The following is a 17,048-nucleotide window of genomic DNA, read 5'->3' on the forward strand; positions in this document are numbered from 1 at the left end:
CGACCCGCACGGCAGCCCGACGCTCCTCTTCGCCGGCCGCCCGGGACGTCGCCACGGTGGCCACCGAGGTCCTGGCGAATTCCGCGCCCCACATCGCCCGCCCCTCCCGGCGGATCGGACCGGACTCCCAGGTTCCACGAGCCGGAGATCGTGCCGACTCTTGACAGAACCTCCACAGGATTACAGCCTATGGCAACGTTGTCAGGCGGGCTGTGCAGGCCGCCTGCTCTTGAGGGATTCACCTGAAACGGATCACGTCACTCATGCCTGACCAGTCATCTCACCCTTCCCGCAGAGCAGTTGTCGCGACCGGCTCCACACTGCTCGCGAGCCTCGGGCTCGGGGTCGCGCTCCCCGGCACGAGCCATGCGGCCGGGTCCGCAACATCCACCGGCAGCGCAAGCCTTTCCCGCGGCGAACTCGCTATGTACCGCCCGGTCGAGGTGTCGTCGGTCGACTACGCCCCCACACCCGCCGAGTTCGTGGTGGACAGGCTCAACTCCACCGGCGTGAAGGGCAGCGGGTGGCGCGCCGCCGACGGAGACCCGCAGTGGATCTCCGTCGACCTCCAGTCCGAGTGCGTGGTCGACTCGCTGCGGCTGACGTTCGAAGCCACCAAGGACGACCCCGTCTTCACGCCGTCCACCAGCGGCAATCCGCGTGACAGCACGACCGGGCAGGAGATCCTGTCCAGCTGCGCGGTGGAGTTCACCATCGAGACGTCGCGGGACCACCACGCGTGGACCACGGTGTACCGGACCGCCTCCGGCGTCGGAGGGGTGGTGGAGATCGAGCTGGACAGTCCCTCCACGGCACGCTGGGTTCGGATGACCGTGACGAAGCGGTCGAACTCCAACCCACTGGGTCTCAACGGTTTCGAGGTGTACGGCACGGTCAAGGGTCACAGGCCCGCCGCCACCGGGTGGACCGACTGGGGCACGCACGACCACGAGGCACCCGCGCTGAAGGCCGCCGCCGACGGTACGGTCCCGCTGGAGTCGGGCTGGACCCTGACGATGGACGACTGGGCCGGGGCCGAGGGCGCCGAGCTGTCCCTGCCCTCGGTGGACACCAGTCGCTGGCTGCCCGCGACCGTACCGGGTACGGTGCTCGGTTCCCTGGTGGACCAGGGCCACCTCCCCGACCCGGTCGCGGGGATGAACAACCTCCACATCCCGGAGGCCCTGTCGCGCCACGCGTGGTGGTACCGGCGCGGCTTCCGACTGCCGCGCGGCCTGCGCACCGGCTCGGGGCGCCATGTCTGGCTGGAGTTCGACGGCGTCAACCACAAGGCCGACATCTGGCTCAACGGGCAGCAGGTGGGCGGGCTGACCTACCCCTTCGCCCGCTCCGCCCACGACGTGACACGTCTGCTGACGTCCGGCGAGCAGGCGCTGGCCGTACGGATCACGCCGATGCCCTTCCCCGGCAGCCCCGGGGACAAGAGCGAGGCGGGCCTGGCCTTCGTGGACGCCGGTGCCACCATGATGAACCGCAACTCGCCCACGTACCTGGCCGCCTCCGGCTGGGACTGGATGCCGGCGGTACGCGACCGCGTCTCCGGCATCTGGAACCATGTGCGGCTGCGTTCGACCGGGCACGCGGTCATCGGCGACCCGCGCGTCGACACCACGCTCCCCCACCTGCCCGACACCGGCACTGCCGAGGTGACGATCGTGGTGCCGGTGCGCAACGCCGACTCCGCCGAGCGCCGCGTGACGGTCAACGCGTCGTTCGACGACGTGCGGGTCTCGCGGACCGTCACCGTGCCGGGTGGTGAGAGCACCGACGTGATCTTCACTCCCACCGACCACGCGCAATTGCGGTTGCGCAACCCTGAGCTGTGGTGGCCGAACGGCTACGGCGAGCCGGCCCTGCACGACCTCACGCTCGTCGCTTCGGTCGACGGCGAGGAGAGTGACCGGCGCACCACACGCTTCGGCATCCGTCAGTTCGGTTACGAGTACGCGGTGCCACTGCCCTTCGACGGCGGGACCAACGCGTACACGCAGTCGGTGGCGCTGGGCCCCAGGACGGCGCAGTACGTACGGATCAGATGCCTGACGCGCTCCACGGACTGGGGTTCGTCGCTGTGGGGTCTCTCGGTGATCGACAGCGCGGCGCCCGGCACCGACCTGGCCCTGCACAAGACCGCCACCGCCTCGACCGTGGACGAGCCGGGCCACGAGGCCGCCAACGTCACGGACGGGGACGCGAAGACTCGATGGTCGTCCGCGTTCGAGGACGACCAGTGGATCCAGGTGGACCTCGGCGAGTCCGTCTCCTTCGACCGGGTGGAGCTCGTCTGGGAGCAGGCGTACGCCAAGACGTACGTGGTGCAGGTATCCGCCGACGGTGACACCTGGACAGATGCGGAGTCCGTCGACAACTCAGCGGTTCCGCTGCCGTTCCAGAACGCCAACGCAAGCCTGCAGAGCGTGGATCTCGGCCACCGCACCGCACGGTATGTGCGACTCAATGGCGGTGAGCGGGCGACGAGTTGGGGAACGTCGCTGTGGAGTCTGGCGGTGATCGACAGCGCGGCGCCCGGCACCGACCTGGCCCTGCACAAGACCGCCACGGCCTCGACGGAGGACGGCTCGAACACGGCTCAGAACGCCACCGACGGCAAGCCCGGCACTCGCTGGTCCTCGGCGTACGAGGACAACCAGTGGATCCGGGTGGACCTCGGCGAGTCGGTCTCCTTCGACCGTGTCGTCGTCGTGTGGGAGTCGGCCTACCCCAAGACGTATGTCGTCCAGATCTCCGACGACGGGGACACCTGGACGGACGTGAAGTCGATCGACAACACCCCGGAACCGCTGAAGATCAGCGTCAACGGCGTGCGGGTCTTCTGCCGGGGCGGCAACTGGGGCTGGGACGAGTTGCTGCGCCGGATGCCGGCCGAGCGGATGGACACGGCGGTGCGGATGCACCGGGACATGAACTTCACCATGATCCGCAACTGGCTCGGCAGCAGCAACAGGGAGGAGTTCTTCGCCAGTTGTGACGCGTACGGCATGCTCGTGTGGAACGACTTCCCGAACGCGTGGGCCATGGATCCACCGGACCACGACGCCTTCAACAGCCTGGCACGGGACACCGTACGGCGCTACCGCATCCACCCCAGTGTCGTCGTCTGGTGCGGTGCCAACGAGGGCAACCCGCCCGCGGCGATCGATACCGGCATGCGCGAGGCGGTCCGGTCTGAGGCACCCGGCGTCTTCTACCAGAACAACTCGGCCGGCGGCATCATCTCCGGCGGCGGCCCGTACGGCTGGGTGGAGCCGGAGCGCTACTTCTCCCGGTCCACCTACGGCGGCGGTCACTTCGGCTTCCACACCGAGATCGGCATGCCTGTGGTGTCCACCGCGGAGAGCATGCGCAGCCTCGTCGGCGACGAGCCCGAGTGGCCGATCGGTGACGCGTGGTACTACCACGACTGGAGCACCAGGGGGAACCAGGCGCCGCAGAACTACCGTGCCGCAATCGAGGCCAGGCTCGACACCGCCGACGGGCTGGACGACTTCGCCCGCAAGGCTCAGTTCGTCAACTACGAGAACACCCGGGCCATGTTCGAGGCCTGGAACGCCAATCTGTGGAAGGACGCCAGCGGCCTGATGCTCTGGATGTCCCACCCGGCATGGCACAGCACCGTATGGCAGACCTACGACTACGACTTCGATGTCAACGGCACCTATTACGGGGCGCGCAAGGCCTGCGAGGCCGTCCATGTGCAGGCGGACCCGCAGGAGTGGAAGGTCGTCGCGGTCAACCACACCGCGCGCGGCCTGAAGGCTGTGACGGTCACGGCCCGGCTCTTCGACCTGAACGGTCGGCAGCTCGGGTCCACCCTCCGTACGAAGGTGGATGTGGCCTCCTCGGGCACGACACCGGCGTTCACGGCCGCCTTCGGGAAGAGTCTGCCCGGCCTGCACCTCCTGCGGCTGACCCTGGAGGACAGCCATGGCAGAACCCTGTCGGAGAACACCTACTGGCGCTATCGCGAGACAGCCGACATGAAGGCGCTCAACAAGGCCAGGACCGTCAAGGTCACCGCCGACCTCGGCCACGTCTCCCGGTCGGGTGAGCGCCGCACGATGACCGCGACCATACGCAACCGGGGCTCGGCGGTCGCATCGATGGTGCGGCTGTCCTTGCTGGACGCCGACGGCGGCGGGCGCGTGCTGCCGACGCTCTACAGCGACAACTACGTGTGGCTGCTGCCCGGTGAGTCGCGCACGGTGACGCTCTCCTGGCCCGCGGAGGCGCTGCGGTCGGGGCGGCCCGCGCTGCTGACCGAGGGATACAACAGCGGGCGAACGGTGACCCACGCGTAGCGTCCGCTTCGGGGCCGGCCACATCCGCGGCCGGCCCCACCGCTGCCGACGCGCGCCCTTGCCCACCGTGGAGGTTCGTGCGCGCGTCGGTCGGGATCTGCGTCCCTTCCGCCCGTCAGGCGTTGGGGTCGAACGAGATGTTCGCCGGCTTGGCTTTTTCGAGGTGGTAGTTGAAATTGCCGTCCTTGAGACCGAAGACGGCGCTACCGAAGTCGGCCTGGCTGAGCTTGTCCCGTAGGCCGTCGGGAAAGCCGTTCCAGCCGATCAGGCGGGGGAACTGCCACGCGTGGTAGTGGTTCTCCGGCGGCTCGTCACCTGAATTGGCGGGCCGGAAGCAGTGCGTGCCCACGCCGTCCTTGTGGTAGACGATCTTGGGATGCGTCCCGTCCCACTGGATCTGGTCACGGCCGTAGACGTTGAAGTTGCCGTGGGCGGAGGTGGATACGTAGCGGACCTCGTTGTCCTGTACCCACACCACGACGTGCTCCCAGTCGTGCCTGTGCCCGCCGAGCCCGCTGCCGGCCACGGCCTGGTCCTTCTCGAAATAGAGTCCGTACAGGATGGCGCACCAGCCGTTGTTGCACTTGTAGCGCGCGTATCCGTTGGTGTTGTCGAGGTCCCAGGAGTCGCGGCACTGACCGTTGACGGCCCCGCTGGTGTTGAGGCCGGGGGCTATGGCTCCGTCGGGGCCGATGGCGGGAGTGGGGTAACAGCCGTCCGTGTCGTAGTCGTATGCGGGTTGGAACGTCTGCTCCAGTCCGTCCGCGTTCGCGGGCAGGGCGGTGGGCGGGGCAGCGAGAGCGCTGCCGGGAACAGCGATGACCAGCGCGATGGCGCTGCCGACGACGAGCGAGACCTTGCGGGTCCGTGCTCTGTATTTCACTGCGTCCTCCTGGTCGACGCGTGGCGGGGGCACGCGACTGTGATTGGCATGCCCATCACAATCAGGTTGAATCGCGCGGCGACCGGGCCGAACACCGTGAGGTGACGAAGTGATGAAGGATCGGCCAATACACGGAGAGCCGGACAAGAGGCACGTGGTGGGACCAGTGCCCGGGCAGGCCGGGGCGGCCGCATCGACCACCGGGGCCCCGAATCGAAGAGCGGTACGCGGGCGAGCCGCGCAACCCCCCACGAAGGTCTGAAGGTGGCGTGGGAGGCCGTCGACAAGAACACCTGCCGGACGAGGTCGTGAGATTCGACACGGTCCCGGACCAGGGCACCTCACCGGCGACGGCCTCCACCGCCCACGACACGGCACTGCGATGCCCACCCCTGGAGCGGTCCTTCAGTCGATGATGCCCGACATCGCGAGCACCTTGTCGATCCGCACCCGGACGACCAGTTGGCCGGGGACGCCGTTGCGGGCGCCGTACTCCTCGGCGCGGTCGGCACCCACGTAACGGGCCGCGATCCGGGTGGCCCACTCCCGTACCTGCGGGAGGGCGTCGCCGAGTTCCGCGCGACCTTGCAGTACCGCGTACCCGAACGGCGGCCGCTCGTCGTCCACGCACAGCGCGACCCGGCCGTCCCGGGCGAGGTTGCGACCCTTGACCGTGTTCTGACCGGTGTTGAACACCAGATCGTCGCCGTCGAGCAGGAACCAGACGGGGGCGATGTGCGGGCCGCCGTCCGCGCGGACGGTGGAGAGCTTGCCGGTTCGGGTGCCGGACATGACGAATGCGCGCCACTCGGCGTCGCTCATCTTCTGTGCCATGGCCGCATGGTGCCCGACGGGAGGCCGGCTGACGGGAACTGACGCGCGGACCGGCCCTGTCCCTCCCGGCGGCCCGGCCACTGATCCACTTTCGATACGCGCTCCGGCGACCACCGACCCCCGAGACGACGCGCAAGGTCACCGGGTGCCCGGTACGCACCGTTCGCCCATCCACGGCGGCCGCCCGCCCGACTTTCGCCGCTCGAAGGCGTCCGCCATCCGGCCCTTGTGGTTTAGACCACCTTCAACTTCCGGCTATCGGCGATCGGCATCGTCCCTGCTGTCATACGGGGGTAGTTCAGGGAGATCGCATGAGCAGAACCAGTCATCCCGGACCGGGTCGCCGCAGCCTGCTGCAGGCGGCACTGACCGTACCGGCGGTCGGAGCGGCCGGTACGGTGCTGGGCACGCAGTCCGCGCAGGCCGCCACCGGGCAGCCGTCGACAGCCGGCTCCGGCACCCACCGTTTCGACGCGGAGAGTCCGCGCTTCGCACTGGCGGTCCTGCCGGACACCCAGTACCTCTTCGACGCGGACAGCGCGGACCCGGAGCCGCTGAAGGAGACATTCCACTACCTGGTGGCCCAGCGCCAGGAGGCGAACATCGCCTTCATGACGCACCTGGGCGACGTCACCGAGCACGGCAGCGAGGAGGAGATCGATCTCGCGGCGGACACCTTCCGGACCATCCACGGCAAGGTGCCCTACAGCGTCCTCGCCGGCAACCACGACATCAACTCGGGCACCGACGACCAGCGCGGTGACACCGCCTATCTCCGGGCGTTCGGGCCGCAGCGCTTCACCTCCATGCCGACCTTCGGAGGCGCGTCGCCCGACGGCTACAACAGCTACCACGTGCTGCGGGCGGCCGGGCGCGAGTGGCTGGTGCTCGCCCTCGACTGGCGCGCCTCCGAGAAGGGGCTGGCCTGGGCGCAGGGCGTCCTCGACACCCACCCGACGCTGCCGGTCATCCTCACCACCCATGACATCGCCTGGGCCGAGGACAACGGCCAGGCGCACCTGTCCGACAACGGACAGCTGCTCTGGGACCGCATCATCCGCGGCAACGACCAGATCTTCATGGCACTCGGCGGCCACTACTGGCCTCCGGGGCGCACTGTGCTCACCAACGACGCCGGCCATGACGTGCATGTGCACATCACCAACTACCAGGACCGCTACTACGGCGGTGCGGGTATGGTCCGGCTCTACTCGTTCGACCTGGTCCGGCAGGTCGTCGACGTCGAGACGTTCTCCCCGTGGTTCCTCGCCCGCGACCCGGAGAAGCGCACGCCGCTGGAGGCGGAGACCATCGAACTGACCGGTCCGGTGGACCGGTTCTCGCTCGACATCGACTTCGCGGACCGGTTCCGGGCATTCGCACCGGTGGTTCCTCCGGCGCCGCGTCCGGCCTCCCGGGTCATGCCGCGGGGCACCGTCGCCTACTGGCGGTTCGACTCCTCCGGTCTCGCGGGTGCCGGCACCGCCGGCACCGCGGTGGCCGCGGGCACCGTGGCACGCGATCTGTCGGGGCACGGCAACGACCTGCGGGTCCAACTGCTCCACGACAGCCCCTCGAAGGCCCTGACCTGGTCGGGCGACCACCATACGGAGCAGCCGGCCCACGCCAGCCTCCGCTTCGACGGCGGCAAGTCGCCGGACCGGGGCGCGATCCTCACCACGTCCGCCCAGGCACCGCTGAACAGCTTGACGTTCACCTCGGGCTTCACCATCGAGACCTTCATCAAGCTGCCGGAGCCGTTCGAGGGCGACCACGCCTGGATGGGCATCCTCAGCTGGGAGGGCCGCAACGGCGACGCCGGAAAAACCACCGGCTGGTCGACGGAGGAGCCCACCTGCAGCCTCAATGTCACGCCTGAGCGCTTCCTGCAGTTCGTGCTCTACCCGCACGTCCAGGACGCCGACCCGACTTCCTGGAGCCACGCGCTGCCCGTGGGCCGCTGGACCCACATAGCGGTCGTCAACAACGGTCACCGCACGGTGATGTACGTCGACGGGTCGAAGATCGCCCGGAACCCGACCCGGTCGGCGACCGGCATCGCGACGCTCGGGAAGCCGTTCGTCATCGGCGGCACCCAGTTCGCCGAGCAGTTCGACCAGGGCTTCTACGGCTGGATCGGCGACACCCGCATCGTGAACCGGGCGCTGGCGCCGAAGGACTTCATGGCGCCGTCCGCGTAACCGGCCGCAACGGGCGGCCGGACGGCCGCCTGAGTCCGGTGCCCGGCCCGGGAGTCACGCGGTTGTCCCTCCCGGGCCGTACCGCCCTCCGGCCGGTGGGCCGAGAGGGCGCGAGGGGAGTTGCATCGGCTGGGGTATGCGGCAGCCGCCGGGCACCGTTGCCCGGTCCGTTGCCCCACCCGCGGTCCGGCGGGCAGCGGGGCGGGCCCCCGACGACCGGAGCCGATGCCTCCTACGCGGTGCCGACTCCCCTTGCGGCCACCACCCCGCCCACCGGACGTCAGCCGCGCGACGCCGGGACGTCGTGCAGGGCGGGGACGCTGACGGCGAGCCCGCTCTCGACGGGTGCACGACGAGCAGGGACGACCGAGACCGATGGCCCTACCCCACATGCCGTTCCTGCGACAAATTGCCTGCCTGGTCCCGATCACTGTCATCGGCGTCTGGATGGTCCTGAACTGGCCTGTCATCGCCTCCGGCGGCCGCGGACTGCTCGACGCCGACCGCTACTGGCTGCTGGCCGCGCTGGCGGTCACCGGGCTGGGCTGGGTGGCGGTGTCCTTCGCGCGCCAGGGCGCGGTGCTCGAACCGCTCCCTGCGCGACGGCTGTTCGCCACCCAGTTCGCCTCAGGTGCCGCCAATCACGTCCTGCCGGCCGGATTGGGCGCGGGCGCGGTCAATCTGCGTTTCCTCAGGGGCTGCGGGATCCCGCTGGCCCAGTCGTCGGCCGCACTCGCGTTGTACCTGCTGGCGGAGGCAGCGGCGCGGGTCGTGCTCCTGCTCACGCTTCTGACCGCCTGCCCCGGCGCGCTCCGGCTGGACGGCCTCGTCCCGAATACGGTTGCCCTTCCGCTCGTGTGGGCGACGGGCGGGCTGGTCTGCGCGGCAGCGCTCGCGGTGGTCGCCGTACGGCCGCTCCGCAGGGTCATCGGTGCCTTTCTCGGCACCGCTCTGACCGACGCGCGTGCGCTGCATGCGAGGCCCGCCAGGGCGCTCGCCCTGTGGGGCGGCTCTCTGGCCTTTCCCGTCCTGCAGGCCGCCGGACTGGTCGCGGTCGCGCTGGCCGTCGGCGTAGCCGTACCGGTGATGCATGTCGCGCTCGCGTATCTCGCCGCCAGCATCGCGGCCGCCGCCGTCCCGACGCCCGGTGGCATCGGTTCCGTCGACGCGGCGCTGGTCGTCGCTCTCGTCGCCGCCGGGGCTTCGGTCACAGCCGCCGGCTCCGTGGTCCTGGGCTACCGCATCATCACGGTATGGCTGCCGCTGATCCCCGGGGCGCTGGTGCTCGGCGCCCTGGTGCGCTCGAAGGTGGTCTGAAAGTTGGTCGGTCGTGCGGCGGTCACCGCCCACGGCAGGCGGTGCGTCAGCCGGATCGTCCGGGACGCCGAGCAGTACGCGCGGCCCTGGGTGAGCCGGTGGCCGGCCGGCTCAGGGGGCTGCCTCAAGACCCGGTTCATCCGCGCGCCCAGCACAGCTGCGCGACGGAGGCCGGGAGGACGCTTGCGGCCACAGCGCCAGCAGCCCCAGGCAGATCCAGACGTACGTGCTCCCGCCGAGGAAACCGTCCACGCCGGACGGGTCATCACGCCACAGCCATACGACGCTGCTGCACAGCACCACGTACAGGACCGCGGCAACGGCGCGACGGCCGGTTCTGGCGAGCAAGGCGACGGCGGGCACCGCCCACACCAGGTGGTGCACCCACGTCACCGGGCTGACCAGGCATGCCGCAAGGCCGGTGAGTGCCATCCCGGTCTCGTCGTCACCGACCGCGGTCGCCCGGCGCACACGGTACGCCCAGAGGACGAGCACCGCGAGCACGGCCAGCACCCATACCGGGCGGCCCGCGCCCAGCCGGGCCAGCGCACCCTGGAGCGACTGGTTGGACACGTAGTCCAAGGCGCCGACCCGATGTGTGTCCCACAGCGCCCGGGTCCAGAACACCCATGACGCGCGCGGCGCCGCCAGCACACCGAGCGCGGTCGCTGCCAGCGCCGTACCCGTGGCGACGGCAGCGGCCCGGCGGCGGCCGGTGAGCAGCAGATATCCGATGAAGACGGCCGGCGTGAGCTTGAAAGCCGCCGCCAGACCGATGCCGACGCCACCGAAACGGCCGCGCCCGCCGTCCGCGTACACCAGCGCCATCAGCAGCAGATTCACCTGGCCCAGGCTGAAGGTGTCCCGCACCGGCTCCAGCATCACGAAGAGGCACCCGGTCACCACCAGGCCGCCTCGGCCCAGGGGCAGTTCGCGCAGTGGACCGCGCAACAGCAGCACCGACGCGGCCGCACTGAGCAGCACACAGCCCACCACCGCGCCGGTGCGCCCGACCAGGAGCATGGGCAGCATGCAGACGGCGGCGAAGGGCGGGTAGGTGAAGCCGTACCCGGTCCCGGGCCGGAGGTAGTCGTAGATCCGGCCGCCGTGCCGGATCCAGTCGTCGACGGTCCCGTAGTAGATGTAGAGGTCGAACCAGTCCCGGTGGTACGGCACCGTCGCTATGAAGAGCACGGCGCCGGCGACGGGGAGCACCGTGCGGAGCAGCTTCTGCGGCCGGGTCACGGAAGCGTTCCCGGGGCGTCGACGGCTTGCAGCCGGGCCACTGCCCGCCAGGTCAGCAGGGCCAGCGCCGCCAGCCCGCCGCCGCTCACCGCCAGCACCAACTGCCTTACGTCCGGGGCGAAACCGTCCGGGAGGACGGCGAGGGCGAGCACACCACTGCCGGCGGCAGCCCAGCGGCGCACCCGGCCGCGCGGTGCGGCGGCCGCGATGGGAAACAGCGCCCAGAGCACGTACCAGGGGCGGATCGCGGGGCCGAGCAGGGCGACGGCGGCCAGGCCGAGCCCGAGCGCGTACACCGGGCCGAGGCCGTGGCGGCGGCGCCAGACCAGGAGCAGTACGACGGCGATCGCGGCGACACCCAGGAAGCGCCAGGCGGGCACCGCTCCGGTAAGGCGGCCAAGAGTGCCGGTGAGGGACCAGTTGTGGGCGGAGACGGGGGTACCGAGGGCTCCGATCCAGCCGTAGCCGGTGCCGGTGGCGGCGGTGGCGGCCACCGTGGTCGCCACCGCGACGGCGAGGGTGGCAAGTCCGGTCCTGACCAGCCGGGCACGCCCGTGCAGCCTGTTCGACCAGATCGACGCGACCACGAACAGCCCCAGCACGGCGGGCACCTTCACCAACGCGGCCAGCGTGACCAGTACCGCGGCCGACACCGGCCACCGTCCGGACGCCGCCACCAGGCCCGCACCGAGCAGCCCCAGCATCACCGCGTCGTTGTGCGCGCCCGCGACGAGGTGCAGCAGGAGCAGCGGGTTGAGCGCACCCAGCCAGAGCGCGGCCGAACGATCCGTGCCGCAGCGCTCGGCGAGTACGAGCAGGAAGGCGATCATCAGGGCGACGCCGAACAACGCCACCAGCCGCATGCCGACGATGCCGAGCGGTACCGCCGCCCTGGCCACCACCAGGAAGACCGGGCCGTACGGCGTCGGCGTGTGCTGCCAGATCGGCGGCACCTCGGCGGCCAGCGGTCCGCCGAGCCGGTCGGCGCCGTGCGCGTACACGTCCATGTGCGCAGCGGCCATCGTGCCCTGCACCAGATAGCTGTACACGTCCCGGCTGAACAGCGGCGGCCCCAGCACCAACGGCATCGCCCAGATTCCCAGTGTCACCAACAGGAACCGCTCGCCCGGGGGTTCGGGCCCGCGCACCGCTCGCCCCAGCCACCACCACGCGGCGACCAACAGCACCAGCCCGAAGTACGCCCCGGCCAGCCCCAGCCGACCGCCGTACGGACCTGCCGCGTCGCGCACCGGCAACGCCCCTGCAGTCAGCCCGCCCACCGCGATCGCGACCGAGCCCGCGAACCCGAGCCACCGGCAGCGGCGCGGGTCGACGATCGCGTCCGGTACCAGCATGCGCGCACGGTAGCTCTGCCCGGGCCACCGGCAGCCGACCGCCGGGGAGACGGAATCCGGACGGCCGGTGAAAACCCCGGTGCCCAAGGCCCTCGACCTGCGACGGCACCACCGAGCACCTCCCCACCACGTCGGTGGGTCCGGCCGCGTCGGGCGGCACGGCTCGCGCAGGACCGCCTCCCGCGTACCGGCCGCCCCGGACAGACGCTGTCGGGCCGGGGGCCGGCGATGCCGCGGTGGTGGGCGGCGCGCCTGCCCACCGCACCTGCTGCGCGGCCACGCCTCGGACACGCGGACGGCCCCACCCGAAAGCAGGGTCCCGGGTGAGGCCGTCCGGTTGCGTCACTCGCCGACGATGGCGGTCAGGTCCGTGAGTGAGCCGATGGACCAGTCCGCGGTCGCGACGACGTCCGGGTCGTCACCCCACCAATTCCCCCACGGTCCACGGCGGATGTGAGCAACCCGCAGCCCGGCCGCCTTGGCGGGGAACACGTCGTTCACCGGGTGGTCACCGACGTACACCGTCTCGTGGGGAGCAGCACCGGACTCCTGCAGAACCCGCTGGAAGAATGCCGGATCGGGCTTCGCGACCCCCCACTCCGCCGAGGTGACGACGAGGTCCGCGGGCAGGTCCAGGGCACGCAGCATGATGCCGGCCTTCTCGCTCTGGTTCCCGGCGACGAGGACGCGGATGCCGAACTCGCGAAGGGCCGCGAGGACCGGCCGAACATCCGGGTAGAGGTCCGTCTCGTCGAGGTGCTCGCCCCGGCCGGCAGCTTCGCGCGCACGGTACTCGGCGCCGACGTCGATGTCGGGGCGGAGGATCCGCAACGCGTCCGTGTTGTCGCGGCCTTGGGTGACGACGGCCCCGACGAGAGCGCTGACGGTGTGCTGTGGGAAGTCGAGCCACTCCGCCCAGGACCGCCAGTACCGGTCGTCCCTGATGAGGGTTTCGCCGATGTCCAGGACGATGGTCTCGATCACCGTGCCGACCTTACTCGTAGGGCATGGTCGGTCCTCGCTCCTGCGCTGTTCGCCTCACCGGACCGGACCGTCGGTCACCTGCAGCCGCAGCCTTTCCCCCGGTCGCGCCACCGGCTGCGACGGCGCAGTCCGGCTCCATGCCACATCCGTCCATCCACCACGACCCGGCACAGGATCAATGATCGGACACGGCCGCCTGGGCGCACGACGGACACAACCCGCGGTAGGTGACCTCGACCTTGGACACCGTGAAGCCGAACCGCTCGTCCGCCGGGAGGTCGGTCAGCGGATTGCCGGTCGGGTGGACATCACGGATGATCCCGCAGCCGGAGCACACCAGGTGCTGGTGCGGGTGTTGTGCATTGGGGTCGTAACGCTTCGCACGGCCGTCGGTGGAGAACTCCAGGACCTCGCCGAGTGCGACCAGCTCGCCCAGGGCGTTGTAGACGGTCGCCCGGGAGATCTCGGGCAACCGCTGTACCGCACGGGCGTGCACCTCGTCGGCCGTGAGGTGCACATGTTCGCCATCGAGGACCTCCGCAACGACACGCCGCTGGGAGGTCATCCGCCAGTCACGCCCTCGCAGTCGCTCCAGCAGGTCACTCATATCGGTTCACCTATTCAGGTTCGGTCGGACACCCGAAGTTGCCGACGCACGTCCGGGTTCCTGCTGGATATGGGTTTGGCGCGCTTCTTGACTTGGATTCTGTCCATTGTAGGATCGGTTTCGTTGCCGGCCAAGGGACAGGAACACTCCAGTACCGCAGGAGAAAGAGCCGTGACGGATCACCGCCGAGGAGCTGCGCAGTGCCAGCCTGTGGGTCACAGCCGCCCGCGTCGCGCTGCTTGAGGCCGTCCAGGACGGTGACCACCTCGGCGTCGAGACGATCACCGCCAGGGTGCGCGATCGCATGGGCCGCAACTCCCTTCACGTCTGCGAGACCCTCCACGCGCTCACTTCGGCGCGACTCGTACGTCGCATCGAACCGGCCGGAAACCCGGCCCGGTTCGAGGGGCGCACCGTGTCGTCGAGGCCGGGTGCGCGGTCGGCGAAGCCTCCTGCTCCTGTCGCATCCGATGTCCGAGCCTTCTCCATCGACAAGGCCGACGTCGACCACTGGGGCCCTTGCCCAACTGTTCGACCATCCACAGTTCCTGAGCACCGTGATCCGCCTGGTCCGGAAGGATTCCCATGTCTGAGAACCATGATGCAATCGTCGTAGACGCGAAGGCGGAGGGCGGCGGTGGCTGCCCGGTCGCGCACGGGCGCGCCCCGCACCCGACTCAAGGCGGCGGAAACCGCCAGTGGTGGCCGGAGCGGCTCAACCTGAAGATCCTTGCCAAGAACCCCGCCGTGGCCAACCCTCTCGGCGAGGAGTTCGACTACGCCGAGGCGTTCAAGACCCTCGACCTCCCGGCCGTGAAGCAGGACATCGCAGAGGTGCTGACGACCTCGCAGGACTGGTGGCCCGCCGACTTCGGCCACTACGGGCCGTTCATGATCCGAATGGCATGGCACAGCGCGGGCACGTACCGGATCAGCGACGGCCGCGGCGGCGCCGGAGCCGGCCAGCAGCGCTTCGCCCCTCTCAACAGCTGGCCGGACAACGGAAACCTCGACAAGGCCCGCCGCCTGCTGTGGCCCGTGAAGAAGAAGTACGGCCGGAGCCTCTCCTGGGCCGACCTCATGATCCTCACCGGCAATGTCGCCCTGGAGCAGATGGGCTTCGACACGTTCGGCTTCGCCGGTGGCCGCGAGGACGTCTGGGAGTCCGAGGAGGACGTGTACTGGGGGCCCGAGACCACCTGGCTCGACGACGAGCGCTACACCGGCGACCGCGAGCTGGAGAACCCGCTCGGCGCCGTGCAGATGGGCCTCATCTACGTCAACCCGGAGGGCCCGAACGGCAACCCGGACCCGATCGCCGCGGCCCGCGACATCCGTGAGACCTTCCGCCGGATGGCGATGAACGACGAGGAGACGGTCGCCCTGATCGCGGGCGGTCACACCTTTGGCAAGACCCACGGCGCGGGCCCGGCGGAGAGCGTCGGCGCCGACCCCGAGGCCGCCCCGATCGAGGCGCAGGGCCTGGGCTGGAAGAGCACGTACGGCACGGGCAAGGGCGCCGACGCCATCACCTCCGGCCTGGAGGTCACCTGGACCACCACGCCCACCCGGTGGAGCAACGGCTTCTTCGACAACCTCTTCGGTTACGAGTGGGAGCTGACCCAGAGCCCCGCGGGCGCCAACCAGTGGAAGCCGAAGGACGGCGCGGGCGAGGGCACCGTCCCCGCCGCCCACGACCCCTCGAAGAAGATCGCTCCCTCGATGCTCACGACGGACCTGTCGCTGCGCCTCGACCCGATCTACGAGCCGATCTCCCGCCGCTTCCACGAGAACCCCGCGGAGTTCGCGGACGCCTTCGCGCGGGCCTGGTACAAACTGACCCACCGCGACATGGGCCCGAAGTCGCTCTACCTCGGCCCGGAGGTCCCGGAGGAGACCCTCCTCTGGCAGGACCCGCTGCCGGAGGCGGAGGGCGAGGTCATCGACGCCGAGGACATCACCGCCCTCAAGGCGAAGATCCTCGGCTCGGACCTGACCGTCTCGCAGCTGGTCTCCACCGCATGGGCGTCGGCCTCGACGTTCCGCGGCAGCGACAAGCGCGGCGGCGCCAACGGCGCGCGCATCCGGCTGGAGCCGCAGCGCGGCTGGGAGGCCAACGAACCTGACCAGCTGGCCGAGGTACTGCGCACGCTGGAGGGCATCCAGCGTGCCTTCAACTCCGGTGACAAGCACGTCTCCCTGGCCGACCTGATCGTGCTCGGCGGCGTCGCCGCCGTCGAGAAGGGCGCCAAGGACGCCGGTCACGACGTCCAGGTGCCCTTCACCCCGGGCCGCGTCGATGCGACGGACGAGCACACCGACGCGGAGTCCTTCGCCGCACTGGAGCCGAACGCGGACGGCTTCCGCAACTACCTCGGGAAGGGCAACCGGCTGCCGGCCGAGTACCTGCTGCTCGACCGGGCGAACCTGCTGACCTTGAGCGCTCCGGAGCTGACGGTCCTCGTCGGCGGCCTGCGCGTCCTGGGCGCGAACCACCAGCAGTCCTCGCACGGTGCCCTCACCGGGACCCCCGGGAAGCTGACCAACGACTTCTTCGTCAACCTGCTCGACCTGGGCACGACGTGGAAGGCGACGTCCGAGGACGCGACCACCTTCGAGGGCCGCGACGACGCCACCGGCGAGGTCAAGTGGACCGGCACGCGCGCCGACCTCGTCTTCGGGTCGAACTCGGAGCTGCGCGCGCTCGCGGAGGTCTACGCGAGCGATGACGCGAAGGAGAAGTTCGTGAAGGACTTCGTCGCGGCGTGGGACAAGGTGATGAACCTCGACCGGTTCGACCTCGCCTGATCATGACGTCCAGGTCGGCCCCGTCGGCCGACCTGGACGCGCTCCGCACGGGTGACCCCGTCGACCGTCTCAAGGTGCTCATCGAGCACCAGGGTTGCCGGGTTCCCCCGGCCGGGCTCGAGGCACTGTCTCCGACCATCCGCAGATCGAGGACGCTGCCGTGATCGGCGTCCTCGACGCGGAGGGCGAAGGAGACGGCCGAAGCCTTCGTCGACCGGCATCCGGACCGCGGATGGAAAGCGGCCGGCCTGCAGTCGTCGCCGCCCGCGTCTCGCCGTACGAGAACGTATGCCGGGTCGAGTTCGTCGCCGCGGCCCGGCAGGTCGGCCTCCGGCAGCATCCTGCGCAAGGACCTGCGTGGAACCGAGGCCTCACCGGCGCAGGACCGGCCACGTACGGCGTCGAGTGATCGGGGTCCGGAAGCGCGCCGTTGAGGCATGGTGCAGCCCGGGAGTTCGGCGCGCCGCTGAGCCG

General features: G+C 70.2%; 12 protein-coding genes. 6 read left to right on the forward strand and 6 right to left on the reverse strand.

The window, feature by feature from the left end; translation table 11 throughout:
* Positions 1-263: 263 nt before the first annotated feature.
* Entirely contained in the window at positions 264-4,340 is a 4,077-nt protein-coding gene (locus OG963_RS07730) for a discoidin domain-containing protein (RefSeq protein WP_093770188.1), read from the forward strand.
* 115 nt (positions 4,341-4,455) lie between these two features.
* Here OG963_RS07730 and OG963_RS07735 read toward each other — a convergent pair whose 3' ends face one another.
* Positions 4,456-5,223, reverse strand: coding sequence for an NPP1 family protein (locus OG963_RS07735; protein ID WP_319330301.1), 768 nt, complete (start codon positions 5,221-5,223; stop codon positions 4,456-4,458).
* 405 nt (positions 5,224-5,628) lie between these two features.
* Positions 5,629-6,057, reverse strand: a complete 429-nt coding sequence (locus OG963_RS07740) for a PPOX class F420-dependent oxidoreductase (protein WP_030924258.1) — start codon at positions 6,055-6,057, stop codon at positions 5,629-5,631.
* A gap of 311 nt (positions 6,058-6,368) precedes the next feature.
* Here OG963_RS07740 and OG963_RS07745 point away from each other — a divergent pair, with 311 nt between their 5' ends.
* Both OG963_RS07745 and OG963_RS07750 read left to right on the forward strand, forming a co-directional pair.
* Positions 6,369-8,258, forward strand: a complete 1,890-nt coding sequence (locus OG963_RS07745; protein WP_093770186.1) for a LamG-like jellyroll fold domain-containing protein — start codon at positions 6,369-6,371, stop codon at positions 8,256-8,258.
* 375 nt (positions 8,259-8,633) lie between these two features.
* Positions 8,634-9,575, forward strand: a complete 942-nt coding sequence (locus tag OG963_RS07750; RefSeq protein WP_371798689.1) for a lysylphosphatidylglycerol synthase domain-containing protein — start codon at positions 8,634-8,636, stop codon at positions 9,573-9,575.
* 111 nt (positions 9,576-9,686) lie between these two features.
* Here the strand turns inward: OG963_RS07750 and OG963_RS07755 are convergent, their stop codons facing one another.
* The 4 genes from OG963_RS07755 to OG963_RS07770 form a co-directional block, all read right to left on the reverse strand.
* Positions 9,687-10,820 (reverse strand): glycosyltransferase 87 family protein, encoded by a 1,134-nt coding sequence (locus OG963_RS07755; protein ID WP_093770184.1) that lies wholly within the window; start codon positions 10,818-10,820, stop codon positions 9,687-9,689.
* A complete protein-coding gene (mptB, locus tag OG963_RS07760) occupies positions 10,817-12,175 on the reverse strand; it encodes a polyprenol phosphomannose-dependent alpha 1,6 mannosyltransferase MptB (protein ID WP_093772075.1) in 1,359 nt (452 codons plus the stop codon). The genes OG963_RS07755 and mptB overlap by 4 nt, the downstream gene beginning before the upstream one ends.
* A 342-nt stretch (positions 12,176-12,517) precedes the next feature.
* Positions 12,518-13,159, reverse strand: coding sequence for an HAD family hydrolase (locus OG963_RS07765; protein WP_256327952.1), 642 nt, complete (start codon positions 13,157-13,159; stop codon positions 12,518-12,520).
* 175 nt (positions 13,160-13,334) lie between these two features.
* Positions 13,335-13,766, reverse strand: coding sequence for a Fur family transcriptional regulator (locus OG963_RS07770; protein WP_093929177.1), 432 nt, complete (start codon positions 13,764-13,766; stop codon positions 13,335-13,337).
* A gap of 178 nt (positions 13,767-13,944) precedes the next feature.
* Here OG963_RS07770 and OG963_RS07775 point away from each other — a divergent pair, with 178 nt between their 5' ends.
* The 3 genes from OG963_RS07775 to OG963_RS07785 are packed head-to-tail and all read left to right on the forward strand — an operon-like array spanning position 13,945 to position 16,738.
* Entirely contained in the window at positions 13,945-14,382 is a 438-nt protein-coding gene (locus tag OG963_RS07775) for a transcriptional repressor (RefSeq protein ID WP_256223378.1), read from the forward strand.
* Positions 14,352-16,574, forward strand: a complete 2,223-nt coding sequence (gene katG / locus OG963_RS07780) for a catalase/peroxidase HPI (protein WP_093770182.1) — start codon at positions 14,352-14,354, stop codon at positions 16,572-16,574. Before OG963_RS07775 ends, katG begins: the two co-directional genes overlap by 31 nt.
* A 2-nt stretch (positions 16,575-16,576) precedes the next feature.
* Complete coding sequence (locus OG963_RS07785) at positions 16,577-16,738, forward strand: 4-coumarate--CoA ligase family protein (RefSeq protein WP_143019957.1); 162 nt, start codon at positions 16,577-16,579, stop codon at positions 16,736-16,738.
* Positions 16,739-17,048 lie beyond the last annotated feature (310 nt).

This window comes from Streptomyces sp. NBC_01707 (assembly GCF_041438805.1).
Taxonomy (GTDB): domain Bacteria; phylum Actinomycetota; class Actinomycetes; order Streptomycetales; family Streptomycetaceae; genus Streptomyces.